The 23,030-nt window shown below is 70.9% G+C and carries 18 protein-coding genes and 1 pseudogene; 9 read left to right on the forward strand and 10 right to left on the reverse strand.

Features of this window, described 5'->3' with window-relative positions; genetic code table 11:
* Positions 1–41: 41 nt before the first annotated feature.
* A complete protein-coding gene (locus ACH4D5_RS23040; RefSeq protein ID WP_398305562.1) occupies positions 42–1,937 on the reverse strand; it encodes an amidohydrolase in 1,896 nt (631 codons plus the stop codon).
* Between the two features lie 100 nt (positions 1,938–2,037).
* Between ACH4D5_RS23040 and ACH4D5_RS23045 the strand changes: the two genes are divergently transcribed.
* Complete coding sequence (locus ACH4D5_RS23045) at positions 2,038–3,078, forward strand: LacI family DNA-binding transcriptional regulator (protein ID WP_398305565.1); 1,041 nt, start codon at positions 2,038–2,040, stop codon at positions 3,076–3,078.
* Positions 3,079–3,123: 45 nt separating this feature from the next.
* On the opposite strand, the gene ACH4D5_RS23050 is transcribed toward ACH4D5_RS23045, so the two are convergent.
* Positions 3,124–3,711 (reverse strand): TetR/AcrR family transcriptional regulator, encoded by a 588-nt coding sequence (locus tag ACH4D5_RS23050; protein WP_398305568.1) that lies wholly within the window; start codon positions 3,709–3,711, stop codon positions 3,124–3,126.
* Positions 3,712–3,757: 46 nt separating this feature from the next.
* On the opposite strand from ACH4D5_RS23050, the gene ACH4D5_RS23055 reads away from it, so the two are divergent.
* Positions 3,758–4,585, forward strand: coding sequence for a class I SAM-dependent methyltransferase (locus tag ACH4D5_RS23055; RefSeq protein ID WP_398305571.1), 828 nt, complete (start codon positions 3,758–3,760; stop codon positions 4,583–4,585).
* A gap of 23 nt (positions 4,586–4,608) precedes the next feature.
* Positions 4,609–5,256 carry a formylglycine-generating enzyme family protein gene (locus tag ACH4D5_RS23060; RefSeq protein WP_398306053.1) on the forward strand — a complete coding sequence of 216 codons (648 nt, stop codon included), beginning with the start codon at positions 4,609–4,611 and terminating at the stop codon, positions 5,254–5,256.
* A gap of 43 nt (positions 5,257–5,299) precedes the next feature.
* On the opposite strand, the gene ACH4D5_RS23065 is transcribed toward ACH4D5_RS23060, so the two are convergent.
* A complete protein-coding gene (locus tag ACH4D5_RS23065; protein ID WP_398305574.1) occupies positions 5,300–6,094 on the reverse strand; it encodes an MBL fold metallo-hydrolase in 795 nt (264 codons plus the stop codon).
* Between the two features lie 91 nt (positions 6,095–6,185).
* On the opposite strand from ACH4D5_RS23065, the gene ACH4D5_RS23070 reads away from it, so the two are divergent.
* The gene (locus ACH4D5_RS23070; RefSeq protein WP_398305577.1) at positions 6,186–6,815 is read left to right on the forward strand and encodes a CGNR zinc finger domain-containing protein; all 630 of its coding nucleotides are present in this window, start codon (positions 6,186–6,188) and stop codon (positions 6,813–6,815) included.
* Positions 6,816–6,900: 85 nt separating this feature from the next.
* On the opposite strand, the gene ACH4D5_RS23075 is transcribed toward ACH4D5_RS23070, so the two are convergent.
* Positions 6,901–7,266 (reverse strand): DoxX family protein, encoded by a 366-nt coding sequence (locus ACH4D5_RS23075; protein WP_398305580.1) that lies wholly within the window; start codon positions 7,264–7,266, stop codon positions 6,901–6,903.
* A gap of 60 nt (positions 7,267–7,326) precedes the next feature.
* On the opposite strand from ACH4D5_RS23075, the gene ACH4D5_RS23080 reads away from it, so the two are divergent.
* Together ACH4D5_RS23080 and acnA are read left to right on the forward strand one after the other, a co-directional pair.
* A complete protein-coding gene (locus tag ACH4D5_RS23080; RefSeq protein WP_398305583.1) occupies positions 7,327–8,208 on the forward strand; it encodes a LysR family transcriptional regulator in 882 nt (293 codons plus the stop codon).
* Between the two features lie 271 nt (positions 8,209–8,479).
* A complete protein-coding gene (acnA, locus tag ACH4D5_RS23085) occupies positions 8,480–11,194 on the forward strand; it encodes an aconitate hydratase AcnA (protein ID WP_398305586.1) in 2,715 nt (904 codons plus the stop codon).
* A 133-nt stretch (positions 11,195–11,327) separates the two neighbouring features.
* Here the strand turns inward: acnA and ACH4D5_RS23090 are convergent.
* A pseudogene (locus tag ACH4D5_RS23090) lies at positions 11,328–11,615 on the reverse strand (VOC family protein); the annotation flags it as partial.
* A gap of 155 nt (positions 11,616–11,770) precedes the next feature.
* Between ACH4D5_RS23090 and ACH4D5_RS23095 the strand changes: the two are divergent.
* Positions 11,771–12,934: a S1 family peptidase gene (locus ACH4D5_RS23095; RefSeq protein ID WP_398305589.1), complete on the forward strand. Its 1,164-nt coding sequence runs from the start codon at positions 11,771–11,773 to the stop codon at positions 12,932–12,934.
* 46 nt (positions 12,935–12,980) lie between these two features.
* Here ACH4D5_RS23095 and ACH4D5_RS23100 read toward each other — a convergent pair whose 3' ends face one another.
* Both ACH4D5_RS23100 and ACH4D5_RS23105 read right to left on the reverse strand, forming a co-directional pair.
* Positions 12,981–14,654 (reverse strand): FAD-binding oxidoreductase, encoded by a 1,674-nt coding sequence (locus ACH4D5_RS23100; protein WP_398305592.1) that lies wholly within the window; start codon positions 14,652–14,654, stop codon positions 12,981–12,983.
* Positions 14,655–14,770: 116 nt separating this feature from the next.
* Positions 14,771–15,673, reverse strand: a complete 903-nt coding sequence (locus tag ACH4D5_RS23105) for a sigma-70 family RNA polymerase sigma factor (RefSeq protein WP_398305595.1) — start codon at positions 15,671–15,673, stop codon at positions 14,771–14,773.
* 86 nt (positions 15,674–15,759) lie between these two features.
* Between ACH4D5_RS23105 and ACH4D5_RS23110 the strand changes: the two genes are divergently transcribed.
* Complete coding sequence (locus ACH4D5_RS23110) at positions 15,760–16,218, forward strand: carboxymuconolactone decarboxylase family protein (protein WP_398305598.1); 459 nt, start codon at positions 15,760–15,762, stop codon at positions 16,216–16,218.
* Here ACH4D5_RS23110 and ACH4D5_RS23115 read toward each other — a convergent pair.
* Positions 16,203–16,466 carry a DUF397 domain-containing protein gene (locus ACH4D5_RS23115; RefSeq protein WP_398305601.1) on the reverse strand — a complete coding sequence of 88 codons (264 nt, stop codon included), beginning with the start codon at positions 16,464–16,466 and terminating at the stop codon, positions 16,203–16,205. The two genes, ACH4D5_RS23110 and ACH4D5_RS23115, sit on opposite strands and share 16 nt — an antisense overlap.
* Positions 16,463–17,248 carry a Scr1 family TA system antitoxin-like transcriptional regulator gene (locus ACH4D5_RS23120; protein ID WP_398305604.1) on the reverse strand — a complete coding sequence of 262 codons (786 nt, stop codon included), beginning with the start codon at positions 17,246–17,248 and terminating at the stop codon, positions 16,463–16,465. The genes ACH4D5_RS23115 and ACH4D5_RS23120 overlap by 4 nt, the downstream gene beginning before the upstream one ends.
* A 126-nt stretch (positions 17,249–17,374) precedes the next feature.
* Between ACH4D5_RS23120 and ACH4D5_RS23125 the strand changes: the two genes are divergently transcribed.
* Positions 17,375–17,911: an ATP-binding protein gene (locus ACH4D5_RS23125; RefSeq protein ID WP_398305607.1), complete on the forward strand. Its 537-nt coding sequence runs from the start codon at positions 17,375–17,377 to the stop codon at positions 17,909–17,911.
* 525 nt (positions 17,912–18,436) lie between these two features.
* Here the strand turns inward: ACH4D5_RS23125 and ACH4D5_RS23130 are convergent.
* Complete coding sequence (locus ACH4D5_RS23130) at positions 18,437–22,927, reverse strand: DUF6531 domain-containing protein (RefSeq protein WP_398305610.1); 4,491 nt, start codon at positions 22,925–22,927, stop codon at positions 18,437–18,439.
* Positions 22,928–23,030 lie beyond the last annotated feature (103 nt).

The following is a 23,030-nucleotide window of genomic DNA, read 5'->3' on the forward strand; positions in this document are numbered from 1 at the left end:
GCCGTCCGGGGGGCCTTTCGGACCCTTCCCCGCGCGGCAGTTCAGCCGCAACCGCACGAGGCGTGCCGCCCGCCGTGCACCGACGTGAACGCCGTGGGCCGGGGCCCCGCCGCCGCCCGCGTCACTCGGGCGGCGGCCGCGCGTCCTGCCGACGACTCGGCGTCGTGCACCACTGTGCCCCCGACGAGCGTGAGGCGCACGTCGACCGAGCTGATATCGGCCACCGGACACCGCGTCACATCGCGGTCGAGCACGACGAGATCGGCCGCCTTCCCCCGCTCGACGGTCCCGGTGACGTGCTCCATACGAAGTTGACGTGCGGTGCCCGAGGTGTGCATGAGCAGGGACGACGTACGACTGAGGCCTTCCTGCGCGCGGTAGAGGTCGCCCTCGCCCTCCATGCCCGTACGGTCGATCGCGGTGCGTATCTGGTTCCAGACCTGCAGAGGGTCGACCGGCCAGTCCGAGCCACCCGCGAGCGCCGCGCGCCGCTTTTCGAGGCTGCGCGCCGGGTACTGCCACCGGTGCCGTTCCGCGCCGATGTAGGGCAGCAGGGCGTCCATGGTCCAGGTGTTGCGGGCGGCCCACTGGAGCTGCAGACAGGCGACGACGCCGAGCGCGGCGAAGCGGGGGAGGTCGGCGGGGTCGACCAGTTGGAGGTGCGCCGTGGTGTTGCGGAGATCACGGCGGCCCGTCTTCCGCAGGGCGTACGCGTATCCGTCGAGGGAGGTGCGCACGGCGCGGTCGCCGATGGCGTGGGCGTGCATCTGCCAGCCCTCGGCGTTGAAGGCGGCGCTCAGCCGTCCGTAGTCGGCGGCGGACACGTACAGGTCGCCGCGGTGGCCGGTCGGCCTGCCGTCCTTGTCGAGGTAGGGCTCCAGGAGGGCCGCGGTCTGCGCCGGGTGCTCGATGACGCCGTCGAGGAAGACCTTGACCGTGCCGAAGCGCAGGCCGCGTACGTCCTCGAACTCCGCGCGCAGCTCCTTCGCGTACGCCACCGCGGCGGCCGGATCCTTCGTCAGCCCGGTCTCGACGCGCAGGGCGGGCACGATGCGCTGGAGGAGCCGCCCCGACTCGGCGAGCCGCTGATAGAGCTTCAGCTCCGGCCGCCCCACCACGGCTTCCATGAAGGTGGTGATCCCGGACGCGGCGGCCTCGGCGAGAGTTTTCGCCGCGGCTTGCGCCAACCGTGTCTCGTCGGGCTCGGGGATGTGCCGGGAGACGAGCGGCTGGGCGTCGTCCTTGAGCACTCCGGTCGGTTTGCCGTCCGCACCCTTCACGATCCTGCCGCCGACCGGGTCGGGGGTGGTGGCGGTGATCTTCGCGATGTCCAGGGCACGCTGATTGGCCCACAGGTTGTGGCCGTCGCCGCCGCGCAGCGCTATGGGGCGCCTGGTCGGCAGGGCGTCGAGCATGGTGTGGTGCGGGGCGGTGCCGTGCGGCAGGAGCCCGACCGGGTTCCAGTCCTCCACGACCAGCCACCCGTCCGGCTCCTGTTCCGCCGAGTCCTGGAGGAACCCGGTCAGCGTCTTCCGCAGCTCCTCGACGGTCTGCTCGGCGCCGCCCAGCGAAGGCCGCAGCGAACGGCTCGCGGCGTCCATCGGATGGGCGTGCCCGTCGTGGACGCCGCTCATGACGGTGCCGCCCCGCGCGTCCACGACGTCGGTGTCACGGCCCACGAAGCGCTTGACGGCGGCGTCCGTGCCGACGGCGAGGATCCGCCCGTCCCGGCCGACCGCCACCGCCTCGTGCCGGGCGCGGCTCGAAGTGCCGGTGAACACGCGGGCGTTGTGCACGACGAGGGCGGCCGACCGGCGCCGGGACGAGGCGGCGGCGCCGGGCGCGCCGACGGTGGCGGCGGCACCGGCGGCCCCGGCGGCGGCCAGGAGGCCGCGCCGGGAGAGGGCAGAGGACGAAGACGCGTACGACGGGGACACGACCACACTCCAACGGATGGCGGTGACGGGTAGAGGTGGAGGGAACCCTCGACGAGTAATCCGTTAACCAGAACCCGCCGCCGACGACGGATTCCGTACGATGTGCCGCGTGCCAGGGCCGACTCTCGCCGACATAGCCCGCGCCGCGGAGGTCTCGACGGCGACGGTCTCGCACGCCCTCAACGGCACCGGCAGGATCGGCGAGGCCACCCGCCGCCGCGTCCGCGAGACCGCGACACGGCTCGGCTACGGCGCCCCGGGCCCGCCGCGCTCCCGCACGCTTGGCATCGCCGTCACCACCTTCGCCACCGCCTGGAACTACACGGAGATCGCCTACTTCTCACGTGCCGTCACGGCCGCCACCTCGGCCGCCCACGCGCGTGGCTACGCCCTCACCACGCTCCCCGCCGACCGCGCCGCCGACGACTCCTGGCACGGCCTCGCCGTCGACGGCATGCTGATCATGGACAGTCCGCGCGGCGACCCGATGGTCCGCGCGCTGCGCGCCCGCGGCATCCCGCTGGTCTTCGACGGCGTGCCCGGCGACCCGCGCCCGGGCGACCACTGGGTCGACAACGACCACGACGCGACCACCCGCGCGGTCCTCGACCACCTCGCCGCCTCCGGCGCCCGCCGGATCGCCCTCCAGTCCGGCAACGGCGACGAGCACTACGCCCGCGCGGTGACGGCGGCGTACGAGCGCTGGTGCGGCGAGCGCGGCGCGGCCCCGCTGATCGTGCCCTTCGACGCGGCCGACACCCACGGGCACGCGTTCGACACGCTGTTGGGGACCCGCGACACCGGCGCCCGTGACCGCCCCGACGCCGTCTACGCCGCGTACGACCCGGGCGGCCGTCAACTGCTCGCCGCCGCGGCCCGGCACGGTCTGCGCGTCCCCGGCGACCTGCGCGTGGTGTGCGCGAGCGAGGACCCCGCCTACGCGACGACCGCACCGCCCGTGACCACGGTGACCCTCGACCCGGAGCGGACCGCGCGCGCCGCCGTCGCACTCCTCGTCGGCCTGATCGAGGACGGCGGCGCGGCCGGGCCGGGACCCGTGGTCGTACCCGCGCGACTGCTGGTCCGCGCGTCGTCGGGCGGCGGCCGAGGGGCTCACCCGGCGGCGGGACCGTCCACGTGACCGCGGGGTCCGACCCGCCCCGAAATCACGACTCCCGTACGACCATCACGACTCCCGTACGACCCCGGCGACCACCGAGCGGACCACCTTCCGGACGGCGTCCCGCGAGGCGTCCTCGCGTCCGGCGAAGAGCAGGTGCCCGCTCCCGACGAGCGTGAACGCGAGCGTGTCGGTGTCGGAGTCCGGGGCGAGGCGGCCGAGTTCGCGCTCCGCCGCGAGGTAGCCGGCGAGCGCGGCCCCCGCCTCCGTGAGGAGGGGGACGCCGGTCGGCGTGGTCCGCCGCAGCCGGGCCCGGAGCGCGTCCCGTGACGTGATCAGGCCGAGGACGCCCAGGGCGACGGGCCCGAACAGGTCCGTCAGCGCGTTGGTGACGTTGTCTGCGACGGTGCCCGTCCCCGCGGCCGCCCGCAGCGCCGCGCCCCGCTCCTCGACCCCGCGGACGCGGTCGAGCACCAGCTCGGCGAGGAAGGCGTCGAAGTCGGCGAAGTGCCGGTGCAGGACGCCCTTGGCGCAGCCCGCCTCCGTGGTGACCGCGCGGCTGGTCAGCGCGTTCGGCCCGGCCCGGAGCAGGACGCGCTCGGCGGCGGCGAACAGCTGCTCGCGCACATCACGGATGGCTACTCCTGTCGGCACGGGTACCTCCCTTGACGAGTGGGCATGTGCCCACCAGAGTGGGCGCATGCCCACTATCCCCGGGAACGAACCCCACCGCCACCGTCGGATGGCGGAATCCTTCGGCGTGGACGCCGAGCGCTACGACCGGACGCGCCCCCGCTACCCGGACGCCCTGGTGGACCGCGTGGCGTCCCGTGCGGACACCGGTCGCCCGCCCGCCGTCCTGGACGTCGGCTGCGGCACCGGCATCGCCGCCCGGCAGTTCCGCGCGGCGGGCTGCACCGTGCTCGGCGTGGAGCCCGACGAGCGGATGGCGGACTTCGCGCGGCGGCTCGGCGTCCCGGCCGAGGTCGCGACGTTCGAGGCCTGGGACCCCGCGGGCCGGGAGTTCGACGTGGTGGCCGCCGGCCAGTCCTGGCACTGGGTGGACCCGGCCGCGGGAGCGGCCAAGGCCGCGCGGGTGCTGCGGCCCGGGGGCTCTCTCGTCGCGTTCTGGAACGTGCCCGAGCCGCCGCCCGCCGTCGCGGAGGCATTCGCCGAGGCCTACGAGAGCGTGGCCCCCGACGCGCCGATCGACGTCCGCGCGACACCGAATCGGGGCGGGGACGGCTACTGGTCGCTGCTCACCAAGGCCGCCGACGGCATCCGCGGGACGGGCGCGTTCGGCGAGCCCGAGCAGTGGCACTTCGACTGGCAGGCGACGTACACAAGGGACGCCTGGCTGGACCAGCTGCCGACACAGGGCGCCCTCACCCGGCTCCCGCCGGACGACGTGGCCCGGGTCCTCGACGCGGTCGGCGCGGCCGTCGACGCGATGGGCGGCAGCTTCCCGATGCGGTACGCGACGGTGGCACTGACGGCGGAGCGCCTGGCCGGAGGCACCGGCCGATGAACACCGGCAACACAGGCCCGGAGATGATCGCCGTCCCGCCGGGACGGGTCACGCTGTCGGACCGCCGGACACGGCGAAGCTGGCAGGTCGAGGTCGCGCCGTGTCTGCTGGGGGCGTTCCCCGTCACGCAGGAGCTGTACGGGGCGGTCACCGGGGAGTGGCCCGGCGCCACCCCAGGGGACCGGCTGCCGGTCGAGGGAGTCTCCTGGTGGGACGCGGTCCGCTTCTGCAACGCGCTGTCGCTGCGCGACGGACACACCCCCGCGTACCGCCTGGGCCCGGACGAGACCGTCGAGTGGGACTCGACCGCCGACGGCTACCGGCTGCCGACCGAGGCCGAGTGGGAGCACGCCTGCCGCGCGGGCACCACGGGACCGCACTACGCCCCGCTCGACGAGATCGCCTGGTACCGCGGCAATTCGGGGGAGCGTCTCCACGAGGTCGGCGGCAAGCGCCCCAACGCGTGGGGCCTGTACGACATGCTCGGCAACGTCTGGGACTGGTGCTGGGACGTCTACGACGCCGAGGTCTACGGCTCGTACCGCGTCCTGCGCGGCGGCGGCTGGTTCGACGAACACTGGAGCTGCCGCTCCTCGGCCCGCCGCCGCAGCCATCCGACCTACCGGGTGGACGACGTGGGCTTCCGGGTGGCGCGGTCGGCGGCCCGCTGAGCCGGGATCACGCACCCGGCGTATCGCGCGACGTCGCCCGGGGTCAGCCGCGGACGCCGAAGTCGACGCGGTCGGTGAGACCGGCGGCGGCGAAGGCGGCGACGAGCTCGTCGCGGCCCTCGGTGAAGTGGGCCCAGCTGTCGTAGTGGACGGGCACCACGCGGCCGGCGTCGAGGATGGTCGCGGCCTGCGCGGCCTGGGCGCTGTCCAGGACGATCAGCTCGCCGTCGAAGACATCGGGGAAGCGGGGTGCTCCGGCGAAGAGGAGCGCCGTGTCCACCGGGGCGAAGCGCTCGGCGATGTCCTTGACCGCGTCGAGCGAGGCGTTGTCGCCGCTGACGTAGACGGTGGGCAGGCCCTCGCCGGTCAGGACGAATCCGACGACCTCGCCGCAGATCGGCTCGACCTGCTCGCGCGGGCCGGGGCCGTGGATGGCGGGCACGCCGGTCACGGTGACAGTGCCGGGCCCGCCGTCCCTGCGCTCCAGCTCGACCGACTGCCAGTCGGCGAGGCCGGTGGCGGTCTCCCCGAGACGCTCCCCGCCGCCGGGGGTGGTGAGCGTCAGCGGGACGTCGGCGAGGAGGGCACGGCCGGAGGTGTCGAGGTTGTCGGCGTGCTCGTCGTGCGAGAGCAGGACCACGTCGACGTGGCCGAGATCGGCGGGGCTGCCGGCGGCCGCCGCCGTCTTGGTCAGCACGACAGCCGGTGCCGGGTGGTCGCCGGGGCCGTCGAAGGTCGGGTCGGTGAGAAAGCGCAGGCCGCCGTAGTCGAAGAGGGCGGTCGGGCCGCCGAAGACGCGGACGGGGAACGAGGTGGCCTGCGGGGTCGGAGAAGACATGAAAAAGATTCCTCATGGATAGGTGGCGTATTAACCGTGAGATGACAGTACGCATGTCTCACGGATGAAAGCAACCCGTACCATGAGAGGCATGGAAGAGTTCGTGACGGAAGAAGCCGCGGAAGTAGCCGCGGCAGAGGGCGCGGGAGAAGTCGCCCTCCCCCCGGCGCCGGGTGAGGCGGAGCACCCCGCCCTGGCCCTGGCGAACAGCGCGGTCGCCCTGCCCGGTGGGCACACGTCCGACCTTCTGGGGACCCCGGCGCGGGCCGAGCAGTGGCTGGTGCGGCGCGACCTCGCCCCGGCCGGCACGGGTTTGGCGGAGGTGTGTGCGACGCAGCTGCGCTCGTTGCGCGAGCAGGTCAGGTCGCTGCTGGCTTCGCGCGTCGCAGGGCAGCCGGCGCTGACCGCCGCCGTCGCGGCGGTCAATGACGCGATGACCCGCGTCCCGACCGCGTCACTTCTGGTGTGGGACGAGAAGACCGGTCCGTACCGCGCCACTCCCCACCCCACCACCGCGATCGTCGAGCACGCCCTCGCGGTCATCGCCGCCGACGCCGCCGACCTGCTCACGTCTCCCGAGGCCGCCCGGCTGACCGCCTGCGCGTCCCCGCCCTGCAACCGCTTCCTGGTCAGGCACGGGCGCCGCCAGTGGTGCTCCACCCGCTGCGGCGACCGCGTACGCGCCGCCCGCGCCTATGCCCGCCGCACCACGGGGGAGTGAGCGGGCGCATCGACGGGATGCGGGCAGGCGCGACCTGTCGCAGCGAAGACCGAGTGTTCTCGTCGGACGTTGAGCGGTGCCGGCATCAGGAGGACACGGTCAAGGCCAACGAGGCGACGGCGGTGGCGAAGTAGAAACCGGGAAACGCGAGGTTGTAGAGCACGCGGGCGCGCAGATGGAAGGCGAGCGCGCCCAGGTAGAGCAGGACGAGACCGCAGGCTGCAGCGGCACCGAGGGGGCGCAGCGCCGCGTCGAAGAGGCCGAGGAGGAGGCCCGCCGCACCTGCCAGCTTGAGGGCGGCCAGCCGGGGCAGCCAGGATCGGGGCACACCCACCTGCGCCGAGTTGGCCAGCACGAAGCGCGCCCCGGCGAGGTCGGCTGCGGCGATGCCGACGTTGACAGCGGCGGTGAACAAGGTGACGACGAGGAACGCGAGCTGGGTACCGGTCATGCCTTCAGGGTCCGCAGGCACTTCGGTGCCGTCCAATACCTGCTTCTATAACCTGGTGGCATGGACGTGGACACGCGCCTGCTTCGGTACTTCGCCGCAGTGGCGGAGGAGGGCAGCCTGACCGGGGCGGCGCACAAGCTGTTCGTCTCGCAGCCCGCGCTGACCAAGCAGATCCGGCGCTTGGAGGGCGATCTCGGGGTACCGCTCTTTGCTCGTTCGCGGTCCGGGATGGCGCTGACCGAGGCCGGTCGAGAGCTCGCCGCGCGGGTGCCCGCACTGCTGGACGGCTGGGACGAGACGGTAGAGGCAACCGGCCGGGCGGCGCGGACGCTGCGCCTGGGCTTCCTGGACGCGGGCGCCGTGGGCGCCGTCCACGAGGTCGTCGCCGAGTTCCGCCGGGCGCAACCGGCGTGGCGGGTGAACCTGCGCCAGTTCGACTGGTCCGACCCGAGTGCCGGCCTGGCCCGGGGCGAAGTGGATGCGGCAGTGGTGCGTTTGCCGTTTCCGGGGCAGGAGCGGCTGAACGTACGGGAGTTGTTCGTCGAGGAGCGTGGGGTGCTGCTGCCGGCTCGACATCCGCTGGCGAACAGCGGGACGGTGGAGTTCCGGGAGCTGTGGGACGAGCCCTTCGTCGCGGCCGGAGCCGAGACCGGAGCCTGGAGGGAGCACTGGCTGGCGACGGAGGAGCGGGAAGGGCACCCGGTCCAGATCGGCGCCGTCACCAGCCGGCCCGACGAGTGGCTCGGAGCGGTGGCTGCCGGCTGCGTAGCACTGGCCCCGGCGTCGGCGGCCCGTTTCCATTCCCACCCGGACGTGGTGTTCCGTCCGGTCCGCGGGGTCCCACCGAGCCGGGTAGGGCTGGCCCGGCCAACGGGCCGGACACGCAAGGTGGCGCTGGACGAGCTGCTGGAGGCCATCGTGCGGCGGTTGAGCCGGAGCTGACGACGGGGCCGAAGGACCGTCGGCGCGCCGTCCTGCCGGACCGGCGCCACTCCCGTCGGCAGCCGCCTTCGCTGCGACAGGGCAGGCTGCCGTGCCTCGTCGTACCCAGGGGTGATGTACTAGAGTTATCTCGACATCGAGATATCTGCCGAGGCGCACCAGAAGCCGCCACTCGGTAAGGGTTACCTAACTAAGCCTTACCTTAGCGGATCGACGAGGAGTCGTGGCGGCAGGATGTGACGGAACGCGCACAAAAATGAAGGAGACTGTCGTGTCGGCGAACAGCTTCGACGCCCGCAGCACGCTGCGCGTGGGCGACGAGTCGTACGAGATCTTCAAGCTGGACAAGGTCGAGGGCTCCGCACGCCTTCCCTACAGCCTGAAGGTGCTGCTGGAGAACCTGCTCCGTACCGAGGACGGCGCGAACATCACCGCCGACCACATCCGCGCGCTCGGCAACTGGGACTCCCAGGCCCAGCCGTCGCAGGAGATCCAGTTCACCCCGGCCCGCGTGATCATGCAGGACTTCACCGGCGTCCCGTGCGTCGTGGACCTGGCGACCATGCGTGAGGCCGTGAAGGAGCTCGGCGGCGACCCGGCGAAGATCAACCCGCTGGCCCCGGCCGAGCTGGTCATCGACCACTCCGTCATCGCCGACAAGTTCGGCACCGCCGACGCGTTCGGCCAGAACGTCGAGCTGGAGTACGGCCGCAACAAGGAGCGCTACCAGTTCCTGCGCTGGGGCCAGACCGCCTTCGACGAGTTCAAGGTCGTCCCCCCGGGCACCGGCATCGTCCACCAGGTGAACATCGAGAAGCTGGCCCGGACCGTCATGGTCCGCAACGGCCAGGCCTACCCCGACACCCTCGTCGGCACCGACTCGCACACCACCATGGTCAACGGCCTCGGTGTGCTCGGCTGGGGCGTCGGCGGCATCGAGGCCGAGGCCGCGATGCTGGGCCAGCCGGTCTCCATGCTCATCCCGCGCGTCGTCGGCTTCAAGCTGACCGGTGAGCTGCCCGCCGGCACCACCGCCACCGACCTGGTGCTGACCATCACCGAGATGCTGCGCAAGCACGGTGTCGTCGGCAAGTTCGTCGAGTTCTACGGTGAGGGCGTCGCCGCCACCTCCCTCGCGAACCGCGCCACCATCGGCAACATGTCGCCCGAGTTCGGCTCCACCGCCGCGATCTTCCCGATCGACGACGAGACGCTGAAGTACCTGCGCCTGACCGGCCGTGACGAGCAGCAGGTCGCGCTCGTCGAGGCGTACGCCAAGGAGCAGGGCCTCTGGCTGGACCCGGCCGCCGAGCCGGACTTCTCGGAGAAGCTGGAGCTCGACCTCTCCACGGTCGTCCCCTCCATCGCCGGTCCGAAGCGTCCGCAGGACCGCATCGTCCTCGCCAACGCCGCCGAGCAGTTCAAGACCGACGTCCGCAACTACGTGGACAGCGTCGACGAGGCGGGCAAGGAGTCCTTCCCGGCCTCCGACGCCCCGGCCACCACCAACGGCGTCCCGTCGAACCCGGTCCTCGTGACCGCCCCCGACGGCTCGACGTACGAGCTGGACCACGGCGCCGTCACCGTCGCCGCGATCACCTCCTGCACCAACACCTCGAACCCGTACGTGATGGTCGCCGCCGCGCTCGTCGCGAAGAAGGCCGTCGAGAAGGGTCTGACGCGGAAGCCGTGGGTCAAGACCACCCTCGCGCCCGGCTCGAAGGTCGTCACCGACTACTTCGACAAGGCGGGGCTCACCCCCTACCTCGACAAGGTCGGCTTCAACCTCGTCGGCTACGGCTGCACCACCTGCATCGGCAACTCGGGCCCGCTGCCCGACGAGGTCTCGAAGGCCGTCAACGACCACGACCTGGCCGTGACGTCCGTCCTCTCCGGCAACCGGAACTTCGAGGGCCGCATCAACCCCGACGTCAAGATGAACTACCTGGCGTCCCCGCCGCTCGTCGTCGCCTACGCCCTCGCCGGCTCGATGAAGATCGACATCACGACCGAGGCGCTCGGTGTCGACCAGGACGGCAACCCGGTCTACCTCAAGGACGTCTGGCCCTCCGAGGCCGAGGTGAACGACGTCGTCGCCAACTCCATCGGCGAGGACATGTTCAACAAGTCCTACCAGGACGTCTTCGCGGGCGACGCCCAGTGGCAGTCGCTCTCGATCCCGACCGGCAACACCTTCGAGTGGGACACCGAGTCGACGTACGTCCGCAAGCCCCCGTACTTCGAGGGCATGACGATGGAGACCACCCCGGTCTCCGACATCACGGGCGCCCGCGTCCTCGCCAAGCTGGGCGACTCGGTCACCACCGACCACATCTCCCCGGCCGGTGCGATCAAGGCCGACACCCCGGCCGGCAAGTACCTGACGGAGCACGGCGTGCAGCGCCGCGACTTCAACTCGTACGGCTCGCGCCGCGGCAACCACGAGGTCATGATTCGCGGCACGTTCGCGAACATCCGCCTGCGCAACCAGATCGCGCCGGGCACCGAGGGCGGCTTCACGCGTGACTTCACGCAGGAGGACGCGCCGGTCTCGTTCATCTACGACGCCTCGCGCAACTACATCGAGCAGGGCATCCCGCTGGTCGTCCTCGCGGGCAAGGAGTACGGCTCCGGCTCGTCCCGCGACTGGGCCGCCAAGGGCACCGCGCTCCTCGGCGTCAAGGCCGTCATCGCCGAGTCGTACGAGCGCATCCACCGCTCGAACCTCATCGGCATGGGCGTCCTGCCGCTCCAGTACCCGGAGGGCCAGACCGCCTCGTCCCTCGGCCTGACCGGCGAGGAGACCTTCTCCTTCACCGGCGTGACCGAGCTGAACAACGGCTCCACGCCGCGCACGGTCAAGGTCACCACCGACACGGGTGTCGAGTTCGACGCGGTCGTCCGCATCGACACGCCCGGTGAGGCGGACTACTACCGCAACGGCGGCATCATGCAGTACGTGCTGCGCAGCCTGATCCGCAAGTAGGCTTACGCGTAGCAACAGTTGAGGGCCGCACCCCGTTCGTCCAGGGGTGCGGCCCTCGTGTGTTGTCCGCGGGCCGTGGGGGCTGGTCGCGCAGTTCCCCGCGCCCCTGAAAGCGCCCCTCGCGGGGCGCTCCCTAGGGCTGCGGCCAGCCGCCGTACGGGACCGTGATCAGTTCCATCGCGTGGGACGACGGGTCCAGGAAGTAGACGCCCTTGCCGCCGTCGTTGCGGTTGATCTCGTCCGGCTGCTTCTGGTGCGGGTCGGCCCAGTGCCGGATGCCGCGCGCGCGGATCTTGTCGTACGCCGCGTCGAACTCCGCCTCCGAGGCGAGGAAGGCGTAGTGCTGCGGGGTGATGTGCTCGGCGGGAATCGTGGCGAAGTCCAGCGTGACTTCGTTGCTCAGGGCCACCGCGATGAACGGGCACCGCGTCCTGATCGGGCCTGGACTTGTCCGCGTGGGCTCTCTACGCTCATCCGCACCACGGTGTGAGAGCGCTCTCTTCTCGCTCCGCATCTTCACGGCTCCTCGCAATTCCGGTCCACCACACCCCTGTTGGAACGACGAGAGGTCCCCCTGTGAGACGCAAGACCAGTGCACGTCTCGGCCTGTCCGCGTTATTGCTCGCGACCGCCTGTGTCGGCACCGCGCTCGTCCCCGCCGCTGCCGCCGACCCGGGCACCACCTCCTCCGGCTCCGCGAAGGCGCCCGCCTCCGACGGTCTGCTCCGGGCCATGGAGCGCGACCTCGGCCTTTCACCCGCCGCCGCGCGTGAGCGGCTCGCCGATGAGCGGCGGGCCGTCAAGACCGAGAGTGCGGCGCGGAAGGCGGCCGGTGCGGCGTACGGCGGGGCGTGGTTCGATGCCGGGCGCGGGCGGCTCACTGTCGCCCTGACCGAGCGGAAAGCCGCCGCCGACGTGCGTGAGGCGGGCGCCGACGTCCGGTTCGTCGCGCACAGCGCCGCCCGCCTCGACGCGGCGAAGAAGCGCGTCGACAAGCTCAAGGCGCCCAAGAATGTAGCCAGTTGGCGGGTCGACCCGCGGGCCAACCGCGTCGTCGTCGACGTCGTCGAAGGGCACCGTGCCGACAACGATGTCAGCACCTTCCTCCGGCGCGCCCGCGCCACGGCGCCCGTACGCGTGGACACCGTCCCCGAGGCGCCGAGCACCTTCGCCGCCGGGACCGTGGGCGGCGACCCGTACTACACCGGCAACGTCCGCTGCTCCATCGGCTTCTCCGTGCACGGCGGCTTCGTCACGGCCGGGCACTGCGGCGGCGTGGGCGCGGGTGTGCGCGGCTGGGACGGGTCCGCCATCGGCTCGTTCCAGGGCTCCTCGTTCCCGGACAACGACTACGCGTGGGTGTCGGTGGGCAACGGCTGGTGGACCGTGCCGGTCGTGCTCGGCTGGGGCACCATCCCGGACCGGCTCGTGCGCGGTTCGGCGGAGGCGCCGGTCGGCTCGTCGATCTGCCGTTCCGGCTCCACCACGAAGTGGCACTGCGGCACTCTTCTCGCCAAGAACGAGACGGTCAACTACTCGGGCGGCGCCGTCGTCCGCCAGCTGACCAAGACCAGCGTGTGCGCCGAGGGCGGCGACTCGGGCGGCTCGTTCATCAGCGGCGACCAGGCGCAGGGCGTGACGTCCGGCGGCTGGGGCAACTGCAGCAGCGGCGGCGAGACGTGGTTCCAGCCGGTGAACGAGATTCTCCAGCGGTACGGGCTGCGGCTGCACACCGCGTGACCCGAGGTGCGCCCGGCGCGTTCGACCGCCGGGCGCACCCCGCTCGTCACCGCGCCGGGCGGATCGCCAGCCGGTGCCGGAACTCGTCGCGCGGGTCGTACTTCGCCTTCACCCGTTGCAGGCGCGGGTAGTTGTCCTTGTAGTAGAGCGTGTACCAGGGCACGCCCGAGGTGTTCTGCTCCGGGTCGGCGAGGTCGGCGTCGGGGTAGTTGATGAACGCGCCGTCGCTGACGGCGCCCGGCACCGGGACGCCGCCGCTGTCGGCGTACACCCCGCGGTACAGCGAGCGCACCCACTCGGTCTCGCGGGTGCCGTCCTGCGTCTCCGCGTCCCAGCCCGCCATGTAGACGGCCTTCAGGATCGAGTCGCGCTGGGCGACGGCGGTGGCGTCGGGGGCGACCTTGCGGGCGGCGCCGCCGTACGCGACGAGCCACAGCGTGCCGCTGATGCGCCCGGCCGGGTCGTCGGACGGCCGCAGGTGTTCGTGCAGGACGTCGATCTGCCGGTCCGTGAAGGTCTTCCGCAGGTACGCGCTCTTGACCTTGAACGGCGAGGATCTGGTGTCCGTGATGGAGGTCAGCGCGTTCAGCCACGACAGCGGGGGCCTGCGGATCGCGGGCTCGGCGCCCACCCCGCGTCCGACGGCGGCGATGTAGTCGTCCACGAGCCGCCGCGCGCCCGGCACCGCCGCGTCGATGACACCGGCCAGGACGGCGCCGGAGCCCGCCGCCTGGGTGGTGTTGACCATCAGCACGCTGAACAGGTTCGCGTACGGCGAGTCGGGGTCGCTGTTGCGCTCGTGCCACTCGCCGTGGTTGCGCAGCAGGGCCTTGAAGCCCCGCGCGTCGAGGTCCTTCCAGGTCCAGCCCGCCCGGAAGGCGAGGAAGGAGCCGGGGGCCTTGGGCAGCAGCTTCGTCGGGTCGTCGCCCCGGGCGCCGGGGGTGCGGAACCAGTAGCGCGTCACGATGCCGAAGTTGCCGCCACCACCGCCGGTGTGCGCCCACCACAGGTCGTGGTGCGGGTCGTCCGGGTCGCGCTTCGCGACGACCGCGCGGGCGGTGCCGTCCGCGTCCACGACGACGACTTCGAGGGCGTGCAGGTGGTCCACGGAGACGCCGTCGCGCCGCGACATCACGCCGTACCCGCCGCCGACCACGTGCCCGCCGATGCCGACCTCGGCGGTCGCGCCCGCCGGAATGGTCACCCCCCACCCCAGGAACAACTCCCGGTACACCTCGGCCAGTTGGGCGCCCGGCTGCACGCAGAACGCCCGCTGCTTCGCGTCGTACGAGATCTCGCGCATCGGCGACATGTCGATGACGGCCTTGATGTCCGGGTGGTCGACGAAGTCCTCGAAGCAGTGGCCGCCGCTGCGTACGGCGATGCGTCTGCCCTCGCGCACGGCGCGCTGGACGGCGTCGACGACCTCGGCGGTGGAGTGCACCACGCGGTAGTAGTCGGGCTTGCCGATGAACCGCCCGTTGCAGCCGCGCTGGGTGAGGGAGAGGTAGCGGGGGTCGTCGGGGCGGATGGGGTCGGTGGGAGCGCCGGCCGTGCCGACTGCCGCGACGGGCGCTCCGGTCGCGCCGGCTGCGGCGGTCGCGGTGCCTGCGGGCGCGAGGACCGGCGCCGCAAGCGCCGCCGCGCCACCCGCCGCCGTGGCCGCGAGCACGCGCCTGCGGCTCGGGGCGGGTGATGAATCGGATCGTGGCTCTGTCATGGGTCGTCCCCCGAACGGTGAGGTGTGGTTGACCCACCACCATCACGACGCGTGTGACCCCACACATCCACCGTGCGGCCAAGCGACGCGTGCTCCGCAGGGTGCAGACGCACCCCTTAGGGGTGGGCCCGCAGACGGAGCGCTTTCCGGCCAGCGGGGAGATTCATGCGCGCGAGTTCGGCCGGGTCGACCACGGCGGTGATCTCCGTGATGCGGCCGTCGGCGACGGTGAAGGCGAGGAGGGAGAGCGGGGTGCCGTCCTCGCTCCAGGAGATGACGCCGGGGTGACCGTCGACGTGCACCGGATGCGCCCGGACCACGCTGCGCGCCACCCGCGCACGCGTGGCGACCTCGGTCGCTCCGAGCGTGACGAACCGGCCCTCCGGCGTGTGAACGGTGAACTTCACCTCGGGGTGGAGAATCTCCAGCAGCCGCTCGAACCGGCCCTCACCGGCCGCAGCCAGGAAGGCCTGGACCACCTCGCGCTGTTGCCGCCCGGCGCTCTCCTGCTGCCGGGCAGCCCGCACTTTCCTGCGGGCGCGGCTGGTGAGCATCTTGGTCGCGTCGGCGGACTTGCCGAGAATCGTGCCTATCTCCCCGTGCGGTACGGCGAACACGTCGTGCAGCACGAACGCGAGCCGTTCGTCCGGGCGCAGCGAGTCGAGGACCGTGAGCAGCGCGAGGCCGACGGAGTCCCCGAGCGCCACGAACTCCTCCGGAGCGGGCGCGTCGTCGAGCGTCACGGTGCATTCGGGCAGCCGGTCGTCGAGAGAGACCTCCGGGCGGGTCCGCCCCGACCGCAGTACGTCGAGGCTGATCCGGCCGACCACCGTCGTCAGCCATCCGCCGAGATTGTCGATGGTGCCGGCGTCCTGGCGGGAGAGCCGCAGCCACGCTTCCTGGACGACGTCCTCCGCGTCGGCGTGCGAGCCGAGCACGCGGTGCGCGACGGCTCGGAGCCGGTCGCGCTGCGACTCGAAGGCCTCGGCGATCGAGTCCGTGGGCCGGGTGCCGGTCATGTTGTTACCTCTCTCGAAGCCGCTCCGTCATAGGGGTGACGGGCACGAGCCCCGGAACGTAACGCGATGACGAGGAGCACACTCACATGGAAAACCGTCTCAAGAACAAGAACACGCACAACCCCGACCTGTGGACCGCCATCCAGCACCTCCACAAGGCGATCGGCGCCGGAGGCGTCGACCCGAAGCTGCTCACCCTGGTCCACCTGCGCGCCAGCCAGATCAACGGCTGCTCGGCATGCGTCTACGCCAGTGTCACCGGCGGCAAGAAGGCCGGCGAGACCGACGAGCGGCTGCACAACGTGGCGGCCTGGCGCGAGGCGCCGTTCTACACCGACGCCGAGCGTGCGGCGCTGGCACTGACCGAGGGCGCCACCCGCCTCCAGGACGGCGCGGAGGGTGTCACCGACGCGGTCTGGGACGAGGTCAACGTCCACTTCACCGAGGAGCAGATCGGCGCGATCAACCTGGAGATCGCGCTGACCAACTTCTTCAACCGGCTCAACCGCACGGTCAAGGAACCGGCCGGTCAGACCTGGGGCTGAGCCCCGGCGCGGGTCTGCAGGGGCAGGAAGGCGGTCCAGGTCTCGGGCGAGACGGTGAAGTGCGGGCCGTCCGGGTTCTTGGAGTCACGGACGTGTACGGCGGTGGGGTGGGCGGCGATTTCGAGGCAGGCGCCGCCTTCGCTGCCGCTGTAACTGGACTTGCGCCAGGCGTAGGCGACTTCAAGGCACTCGCCGCCCTCGCTGCCGCTGTAGGTCGACTTGAACCACATAAGCGCGGTGCCGCTCATTGCTCTCCTAGCAGACGGTCCAGCAGGTCCCTGGTGTCCTCGGGATTTAGGGCCTGCGTCCGCAGCATCGCACATTTCTGCGTCAGGATCGCCACCTCGTCCGGATCGGCGATCAGTTGGCTTCCGCGCTGGGTTTCGGTGTACGCGAGCCGCTGATGCTCGGGTGTCTCCAAGAGCACGAATGGGCCGTCGAGAGCGGCGTGAGTGGTGCGACCGAATGGCAGGATCTGTAGGGCGAGGCCCGGCAGTACGGCGTACTCTCGCAGGCGGTCCAACTGCTCGAAGTAGACCTCGTCGCCCCCGAGGCGGTCGTGCAGCACTGCTTCCCAGATCACGAAGCTCGTGGTCGGTGGCACTCTGCGGTGGAGGATCTCCTGGCGTTCTACCCGCATCGCGACGAACTGCTCAAGTTCGTCCTGGTCGAGAACAGGAACACGGCTACGGAAGACCGCGCGCGCATACGCATCCGTCTGGAGCAGCCCCGGAAGCACCAGGCCCTCGTACCACGAGATGGCAATCGCCTCCCGCTCACAGTCCAGGTACTCCTCCGCCCACCTCGGAACCAGGTCCACCTCCGGCATGTGCTCGACCGCCGTCTGCAACGTCCGGTTCGTGCCGAGGAAATCGTCCAGCTGGATCGCCAGGTCCATCTTCAGGGGGCGCCGCCCCTGCTCGATGGACGCGATCAGCTCCTCGCTGATGAGCAACTGCTGGGCCAGCGCCCGCTGTGTGTACCCGGCCGCCTCCCGGTGGACGGCGAGCAGCGCGCCCACCATCTTCATCGCCGACGCGTTCCTGCGTGACCGTCGCTTTGGGCTGCTCATACGGTTCAACTCCCCACCAGAAGCCGTGCCTTCACACAGTGAACCCGTACATAACAGCTGTACGGGTTCACGCAGTGCTCCATCATGGCCACGGAGCGTGACACTCGTCACGTGAACCGAGAAAGTTTCTACCGGCGCGAACGCCAGTCCATCCCGGCGGCCCGCGCCTTCGCCGCCGCCGCCCTCGTCGACTGGGGGATCGACGGCGAGCGCGCGGACGATGTGACGCTCTGCGTCAGCGAGCTGGCGACCAACGCCCTGCTGCACGGCGTCCCGCCGGGGCGGGGATTCCGGCTGCACCTGAACCACGCCGACGGCGTGCTCCGCGTCGAGGTGCACGACAGCGGAGGCGGCTGGCCCCGATGCGGCGGCATCGAGGACGACGACGATGCCGACGAATCGGGGCGGGGCCTGCTGCTCGTCGCCGCGCTCACGGACAAGTGGGGCGTGACGGAGCGCGACCCGGGAAAGATCGTCTGGTTCGAGATCAATACCGGCGTCAGTTCCCGAGCATTTCCTCCAGCGCGTGCCCGTACTCGCGGTAGCGCGTTCGCGCCTCTGGGCGAGCAGGTGAGTCGGGCAGCAGGAGATCAGCCAGGAAAGCGACCCGCCACATCCTGAACACCTCCCGCCGGGCGGCCGGGTCGCCGTCCGACGCCCCCACGACCAGCCCGGTCGCGATCCGCAACACCTCGGCGATCAATTCCGCGCCCCGCGCGACCTCGGGGCCGCGCGCGATCGCTGCGTCGACCAGCGCCTGGAGAAGCCGGGTCAGCTGCAGATCAGCACCCAGGCGGCTCATCCGCCGCACCGCGACGGGATCTTCGAGCCGGGACGACACCTCTTCGTAGCCGGAGGACCACAGCAGCAGGGACGGCGCCGCCACGGCGTGGTCCCTCGCGTAACCCAGTTCATCGAAGATCGCCATGACCGGCTCCGTGAAGTCACCGATGTCCCGGATCGTCTCCAGGAGACGCGTCACGTCGTCCCGACGCTCCGACACGAACTCGCCCACGGAGACGTCCGCGAGCGACCAGGTCCCGGTCGCGGCGACCGCGCCGATCTCGATGATCCCACCAAGTGGTCCGAAGACGGCACGGCCCAGAACGCTCTCCGACATGCTCATCCTCAACTGCTTTGCTCCACTCAGAAATTGCCCATGAAGTGCTGCATGATCGCCTCACCCTGCGGCAGCACGCGTGGCCCGCCGTTGTTGAGGACGTCCACACCCTCGGGGGTGTTCACAAAATACTCCGGAAGGTTACCGGCGGGCCCACTGTGGTTGCGCAGCACACTGTCGGCGAACTCCCGCGGGACCTCGACCCGCACGACATGGCCGGACGGACCCGCGTATTGCGTGGCGGCCCTGTTGAAGTCGTCGGTCAGATAGACACCCGCGTCCGGCGTGTAATCGCGCTGGTCCTGGATGGACCGGGGCAGAGAGAACTGATCCCCGTGCCAGTTCTGTGAGCCGTGGTAAAGGACGACCGTCTCGCACCCCGAGAGACCGAACGGGTCGATCTGCCGGAATGGATTGGTGACGTATCCGTAAGGGTCGGGTGCCGGTGCCAGCCCGAGGGGGTCGAGCGTGCTGTAGCGGGCGGTTTCCGGGTCGTAGTAACGCTGATAGTTGTAGTGGAGCCCCGATTCCGGGTCGAAGTACTGGCCGGGGAAGCGCAGCGGGGTGTACGCGCTGCTGCGGGCAGGCCAAGTGGTGACGCCCCAGACGGTTCTGCGGGCCTGCCACGCGGTCGTCCCTTGTGCGTCGACCAGTTCCGTAGGCGTCCCGACCAGGTCGGTGACGATGGCGAAGAAGCGGGAGTCGATCTCCGCCCGGTCGGCCTGGCCGATGAGCCGCTCCGTCTGGGCGATCGGGCGCAGCCCGTCGTAGTCCCAGGTCAAAGCGATGTGGTGCGACACACCCTGGACCGTGGTGAGCTGCTCGGCGACGAGCGGGCCGTCCCAGGTGAAGTCGGTCTGTTCCACCACGTCCGTACCGCCGTCGGCCAGGCGCACTTTCGCGGTGCGGCGGCCCAGCGGGTCGTACACGTAGCGCCAGACCGTTCCGTCGGGTGTGGTCAACGAGGTCAGCCGGTCCTCGGCGTCCCAGGAGTAGCGCCAGATGTCGGGTTTCCGCGACAGCCGGGTCTTGCGGCGGAGCACCACACGGCCGGCTTCGTCGTACTCATAGCGCACCGCCCCCGCACCGGTGAGGCGGTTTCCTGCATGGGCGCGGGTGCCTCGCACCTCCCGGCCGGGGTGGTGGTCGGGCCAGTCGGCCACCGACTGGCGTCCTGCCCCGTCGTACGCGTACGTCTCCGTCCAGTCCTGCGCCCGGACTCCGGTGACGCGGCCGGCCGCGTCGAGCCCCAAGGTGACCTCACCGAGGTACGGGTCGGTGACACCGACGAGGTGACGGTCCGGGCGGTAGTCGTAGGCGCGGCGCAGGACGGGACGGTCCGGGGCCACCACCGTCTGTTCGAGCGGCCGGCCGAGTGCGTCCCACGTCTGGGTGATCGCCAGCGAGTCGTCCATGACACGTCCGGTCTCGCGGCCGCATGCGTCGTGCGAGAACGACACAGCATGACCCGACGAGTCCAGCGCGCACGGCCGGCCCACCGCGTCATAGCTGTGGTGGGCCAGGGCGCCCGTGGGCGTGGTGCGCCGCACGCGGCGCCCCATGGCGTCGTAGGCGAAGGAAAGCGGACGGCCATTGACGCGCTCGGTCAGTACCCGGCCGTTCCTGTCGTGCTCCCAGGTCACCTCGCAGTCAGGCCCCGCGGCCCGCACCAGGCGGCCCGCCGGGTCGTAGGCGAAGGTGCTGACCTGCCCGTCCGCGTTCTTGGCTCGCGGCCGGCCCAGCGTGTCGTAGGAGAGAACGACGCGCTGTCCGGCCGGGTTCATCCGCTCGGCCAGACGACCCGCGGCATCCCGCGTGTAGCGGGTCAGCCGGTCGTCGAAGTCGCTCTCGGCCACCAGATGCCCGGCCGCGTCATAGGTGTAGTCCCAGGTGAGGCCCAGGGGATTGGTGACCTGGACGAGCCGCAGGGAGGCGTCGTGGCGGAATTCGTGACGCACTCCGTCCGGACCGGTGCGCGCGCGGACCAGGTCGAAGTGCGTGTATTCGTACGTGGTGGTCGCGCCGCCGGCGTTCGTGTGGCGGACACAGTTGCCCTCCCCGTCGTACTCCCACGACTCCTGAGAGCCGTCGTGGCCCATCACGCGGGCTATGCGGCCCTCGACGGTCCACCACATACGGGTCGTCGCGCCCATCGCGTCGGTGGTCCGGATGAGGCGGCCGAACGCGTCGTATGCGCGGTGGACGCGTTCCCCGAGCGCGCTGGTGATCTCGATGTGCAGCCCGGCGGCGTTGCACCGGACGGTGGTGGTGGCGCCGAGGGGATCGGTGACCGAGGCGGGGCTGCCCATCCCGTCGTAGGTGAACCGCGTGATCGCACCGTCGGGGCCGACGAGTTCGAGACGGTTGCCCCGCTCGTCGTAGACGTGTTCCCAGCACGCGCCGTCCGGCGTCACCACCCGCACGGGCAGGCAGAGGTCGTTGTACTCGGCGTGCGCCTCGGTGCCGTCGGCACGGGTGACCGTGAGGGGCTGCCCGTAGGCGTTGTTGGTGAAGGACGTGGTGTTCCCGAGCGGGTCGGTCCGGGACAACAGGTGGTGGTGCTCGTCGTACGTACTCCGTGTGACCGCGCCGTTCCCGTCGACCTCTCCGACGACCTGGCTGAGGTCGTTGATCAGGAAGCGGTCGGTGTGACCTTCGGCGGAGGTGACGGTGGTGACGCGGAGACCGGGCCAGGCGGGATCGGCGCCGTCGTAGTGGAATGTATGGGCGAGGTGCCCCGCCTGGCCGCCCTGGGCCACGCAGCGGTCCCGGTGGTCGTAGGTGTAGTCGTAGCGGCTGTGATTGGTGTCGGTCCACGAGGTGATGCGCAACCGCTCGTCGTAGCTGAACCTCTGCGGCTTGCCGGACGAGTTGACGACTTCGGTGAGGTTGCCTTCGGTGTATCCGTACCTCTTGACGACGGTGTCCGTGCCGTCCGCGCCGCCACCCGCGAGGACGAGCTCCGTGAGACGTCCGTCCTCCACCGACAACTTGAGGTGGTAGCCCCCGGAATGGCGCAGGGCCATCGGAGTGCCGTGTCCGTCGTAGTCGAAGTCGATGGTGTTGCCGTTGCGGTCGCCGACGCGCTCGATGCGCGAGACACCGCCTTCGGGGACGGAGAAGTGGTAGTGGAGTCCGACGAGGGGGTCCTCGATCCGGAAACCCCCGCCCTGCAGCCGCGTCAACGGACGGCGGGGACCGGACTCGGGCAGCACGGACTGATGGGGCGGGCAGGGGTGGGGATAGGCGAGGAGCATGCCGTCTTCTGTAAGGAAGACGATGCCCTCGTCGTCGACTTCGAGATGTTGGTCGATGGTGGAGGACCAGGACGGGCCGAACCAACGGCCGCTGCGGTAGTCGGAGGCGGCGCGGCGGGTGAACGCGAAGGGGAGGGTGCCGGGGAGGTCGATGTCGGTCTGCGTCAGGAACATCTGCCCGGTGGCCGCGTCCACGGGGTCACCGCACCCCTTGACCTTGCTCTTGACCCGGTTGTAGGCGCCCTTGGCGCCGTTGGTGATCGTGTCACGGCCGGACTTGGCGAGTCCGCGGACGCTGTCGGCCATGCCCTTGAGGCCCGCCCCTTTGAGCCCCTTCAAGCCCTTGCCGAGTTTGGCGGCGGTGGTCAGGCCCTTCATGCCGGGTACGCAGTCCAGGGCGGCGAAGGCGACGTCCATCAGGCCGGCTTGGCCTTTTCGGTATTTGTTGAGGGTGTCCGCGAGGACGATGGCTCCGGCGACGATGACGATGGCGGCGAGGATGGGGCCGCCGATGATGATCGCGATGACGCCGACGACGGCGACGACGACCTTGCAGACCGCGACGATGGCGTCCCAGTTGTCGGTGACCCAGTCGCCGATCTCTTCCCACCACTTGCGGTTGCGTATGCCCGCGTCGGAGGCTTCGTCGATCTTGCGTTTGGCGGTTCCGGCGGCCTCCTCGCGCATCCTGCGGGCGTCGGCGGCCATCTTCTTGGCCGCTTCCAGCGCACTCGTGGCGGCATCGACATCGCCCTGGGCGGACTTCTGGGCCTTTTCGGCGGAGGCGGCGTTGCGGGTGGCGGCCTTGACCTTGTCCGGGTCGGGCGGGGGCACGTCCTTGCCTCCACCGGAGGCTTTGTCGTCCTTGTACTTGTCGGCTTCCTTGCCGGCCTTTTCCATCCAGGAGTCGGCTGAGGTGAGGCGGGACTTGGCGGAGGACAGGTCGGCTTGTGCCTCGCGGCCCTTGACGAGGGCCTTGTCGGCCAGGGCCTGGGCGCGTTCCAGTTCGGGCCAGTAGGCGGCGAGGGCGTCGCCGGCCATGCCGTAGGACTTCTTGAGCTTTTTCAGCTTGTCGGGGGCCTTCTCGAACTTCTCGGTGAAGGCATCGGCGGTCTTGCCCGCCCACTGGAGGATGGCGTCCTCGCCCGCCATTCCCTTGATGTCGCGAAGCACCTTGCCGACGTCGTCGGAGAAGTCGTGCAGGTCCTTGGCGAGTTTGCGCACCCGGTCCGGGTCACCCGGCGTCGGATCCTTGTCCAAGTCCAGGACATGCCAATCTCGCGGCCGATTGCCCGCCATACCGCAACCCCCGTCACTCCCGGCCCCGGTCCGGCCGGGGTCTTCGCCCGCACCGGCCAACGAC

Source organism: Streptomyces sp. NPDC018029 (assembly GCF_044327655.1).
GTDB lineage: Bacteria > Actinomycetota > Actinomycetes > Streptomycetales > Streptomycetaceae > Streptomyces.